Genomic DNA, 3,038 nt, shown 5'->3' with positions numbered 1-3,038 from the left:
TCGATTGTCGCCGCCGCGCACGCACCATCTCCGAATCTCGTCGGAGCCAATGAATCATGATCCTCGGTCGGCGGCGAGCGCCTTTTTCAACAGCCTGCTAGACCTCTACGTGCCTGCTGTCGGATCTCCTAAAGTAAAGAACCGCATGATCGGCTACACGTTCAGCCTCTCGGGCGGAAACTAACATCATGGCCGATCGCGTTGAACTGCCTAAAGACAAGCAGTTGGCTTCGATGGTCCTTGAAGCTGACAAAAACAAGCAGGAAATGGGCTTTCTCGGGAAATTCTTCGGGGCCAAGGAACATGCTGCTACTTACTTTGCTGGCATCACCATACTCGTGACGCTCATCGCGGCAGCCACGCTCGCGTACAGTGACCAGGTCCTCCGAGGTGATGCCATGAAGGCCTTCGTGGGCCTCGCGGCAACAGCCTTAGGGTATCTCTTTGGCTCAGGCACTCGCCCCAGAATTTGAGGTAAAAACCGTCACCGCGTCACGACGGAGATCGCCCCTTCTTGGCGGAGCGCGCCGTGAGGTGCGTCGTGTGCCCCGACATGCCGAAGTCCTGGGCTGACGGTGTCGATGTCGAAGGTCTGGTCGAAATACCCGGTGCCCTTGAGCGAGAGAGCCATGCCGGCGGCGACTGCGGCGTCGCCGACCACGGTTGCCCTCACCTTGAACTCATGCACGCCTTCTCGTTGGCCTGCGCTTTGGCATGCGCAGCAACCTGATATTGAATGATCTCGGCGTATTGGAGAACCCTCTTCTGCCTTGGGTGTCAGGACTTGATGTCGACCCTGAAGCCTTGGCCGCCTGCACGTTGTGGTCGACGTTGAGGTGCAGGCAATCTGACTTGACCGGCATCGAGTTTTGATCGACATAGATCGAGTAGGTGCCGGCGGTCGAGGCGAGAGTGGCCTAGTAAAACACTCCCTGCGCGTCGCCCCACCAACGCGCCATCACGCTCGGCGAGCTTGTGGATGACATAGGCGAAGCTGACGTTGTCGGAAAGCTTGACGAAGTCCTGCTCGAGCATCTTGCCCGCCATGTTCTGCATGCCGTCGAACTTGCCGACCATGCCGACGCGGCCGATCAGGTCCTTGATCACGTCGGTCGTGGTCGTATTGGCCCACTTCTCACTAGATTTGTTCTCGTGCAGCTTGGCCGACGGGTCGTGAGCCGTGAACGCAATCCTAGGTCCGATGTAGTCGAACGTGACATTCATCGTGACAGAGTACTGGTCGCGCCGCGCGTCATGACCTCGACGGGGATCTCGTCATCGCCACAGATCTGGGCGAATGTGTCGTAGGCGCCCTCCAAGCTCATCAGAACCTTGCATTGAAAGGTCGACGTTTTGCGCGTGATGTTCTGCTGGACCTGGCCTCGCTCAATAGGCGAGCACATCGGTCTCGGCCTCGTCCAGGAAAGCGGCAGGCTTGCGCAGCTTGGGGCGGAGCTGATCGGCGACGCGGCGCCACTGGGCCAGGCGGCGTGGGCATCGTCCTGGGCAAAGGCGGTGGCGATGAAGGCGGAGACGACGCGCCGTACATGAACCGGTCAATCGCTTTGGCGAGTGACATTAACTCGGGAGCCATTCCAACGGAAACTACGGACGATGTGTCCGCCCTGAACGCCCTCAGTCGACCTGGTGGCCACGGGAGCGGTGATACTGGTCAAGTCGCCATTCCGCTATTGGAATGGAAACAGATCGGAACTGCGGATGTGGCAGACGAACTCGAATATTCGGCGCACCGGTTAGTGGACATCGAACAGCCTGGCGGCGGTTTCCTGGTCGAGATCACGCCTCTCGGGGGCGGTCAAACCGTCAGGACGATGACCTATCAGAGCACGCTGGAAGCGATTTCTGCAGCGAAGAGGTGCATCGACAAACATCCTGAACGCAGGCGATAGACCGTTCTGGGGCACACGACCGCCGCTTTGGACCGTCAATCACACTTGCCGATGCGGCGGCGCTGGCGCGCCCTATCCAAAATGCAGGAGGCCGAAACCGGACGATGAACTTACGGCGCGGCGCATCCGTAAATCCACGGGGGGCCGGCCTTAACCTTAAGCAGAGCAGCGACGACCGCGCAGACGTGGCATCGTGTAGTGTCAGAGATATTCATTTTCATTCGTCAAAAGCCATTTTCAAAAGTTCAGTGATTTGAATCAATGATCGTTGAATTCGGTATCGTGAGCACGATCATGGGGTCTGTGCTCGCCCTGTACGCAAGTCAGCATCGTTCGATCGTCTTGGAGACGTGCGCGGGCGCGTTACTGATTGCCGGGCTTACTTGCGTTGGCGCGGGCCTCGCGCGTGTCTAACCCGATCGTTGCACTCGACCCGGAGCTGCGGTTGAATACTTATTCCCATCCATTTGAGATTGCAAACAACGTGCCGAATTCATTCATCTATTTTCAAAAGGAGATAATGATGCTTCGATATCTCGCTTTGATTTTTTTCGCCCTCATCTGCGCAGCCAATGCTCAAACCAACCGCACCGAGTTAAAGCGCGCCGATTTGACCGGCACAAATATGGAGATTGTAGTCAGCGTCGTCGACGTACAGCCCGGAAACAATCTCATTCGTCACACGCACCATGGTGAGGAAGCCGTTTATGTTCTGGAGGGTGCAACCTTGGCACTACCTGACGGCAAAGAGGTGCCGTTTCCTACGGGAGCAGCGACGATCAACATTCGCGACGTTCCCCACGGTGGATTCAAGGTGGCTGGCGACAAAACCCTGAAAATGTTGACGGTGCATATCGTCGATAAAGGAAAACCCATGATGGAGCCCGTGAAATAGACGCACTGAAGAAAAGAGACGGCCCCAGCGAGCGGGCACATGCTGGGGCCAGTGTGTAGCTGGGCGTCGCAGTGCCGGTAGCGGTGCGGCACCGAACAGGGCGACCAATGCGAGTGCTTGCGCTTCGTTCCTAAAAGAAACGTCCCAGCGCCCGGGCTAGCGTGTCTACACGGTTTTGGGGCGCGACAGATTGACTCGGTGCAGCAAGAAGTGGCGTCTCTGCAGCATGTTGT

The 3,038-nt window shown here is 57.6% G+C and carries 6 protein-coding genes and 1 pseudogene; 4 read left to right on the top strand and 3 right to left on the bottom strand.

Annotated features, from left to right (window positions below; translation table 11 throughout):
* Window positions 1-184, top strand: a 184-nt coding sequence (locus Q2M23_RS43320; RefSeq protein WP_316399473.1) for a hypothetical protein, incomplete at its 5' end; no start/stop codon positions are given.
* Window positions 185-188: 4 nt separating this feature from the next.
* Window positions 189-473 carry a hypothetical protein gene (locus tag Q2M23_RS43315; protein WP_316399472.1) on the top strand — a complete coding sequence of 95 codons (285 nt, stop codon included), beginning with the start codon at window positions 189-191 and terminating at the stop codon, window positions 471-473.
* Window positions 474-484: 11 nt separating this feature from the next.
* Here the strand turns inward: Q2M23_RS43315 and Q2M23_RS43310 are convergent, their stop codons facing one another.
* The 3 genes and pseudogenes from Q2M23_RS43310 to Q2M23_RS43300 form a co-directional block, all read right to left on the bottom strand.
* Entirely contained in the window at window positions 485-688 is a 204-nt protein-coding gene (locus Q2M23_RS43310; RefSeq protein WP_316399471.1) for a hypothetical protein, read from the bottom strand.
* Between the two features lie 89 nt (window positions 689-777).
* Window positions 778-1,224, bottom strand: coding sequence for a hypothetical protein (locus Q2M23_RS43305; protein WP_316399470.1), 447 nt, complete (start codon window positions 1,222-1,224; stop codon window positions 778-780).
* 165 nt (window positions 1,225-1,389) lie between these two features.
* Window positions 1,390-1,544: pseudogene (locus Q2M23_RS43300) on the bottom strand (IS256 family transposase); the annotation flags it as partial.
* Between Q2M23_RS43300 and Q2M23_RS43295 the strand changes: the two are divergent.
* Entirely contained in the window at window positions 1,491-1,910 is a 420-nt protein-coding gene (locus tag Q2M23_RS43295; protein ID WP_316399474.1) for a hypothetical protein, read from the top strand. The pseudogene Q2M23_RS43300 and the gene Q2M23_RS43295 overlap by 54 nt on opposite strands.
* Window positions 1,911-2,316: 406 nt before the next feature.
* The gene (locus Q2M23_RS43290; protein WP_316399469.1) at window positions 2,317-2,805 is read left to right on the top strand and encodes a cupin domain-containing protein; all 489 of its coding nucleotides are present in this window, start codon (window positions 2,317-2,319) and stop codon (window positions 2,803-2,805) included.
* Window positions 2,806-3,038: the final 233 nt, after the last annotated feature.

It is taken from the genome of Bradyrhizobium sp. 33ap4, from assembly GCF_032654765.1.
Taxonomy (GTDB): Bacteria; Pseudomonadota; Alphaproteobacteria; order Rhizobiales; family Xanthobacteraceae; genus Bradyrhizobium; species Bradyrhizobium australafricanum.
Note: the sequence above shows the minus strand (reverse complement) of the source record. Positions and strands in the feature narration are given on the sequence as shown.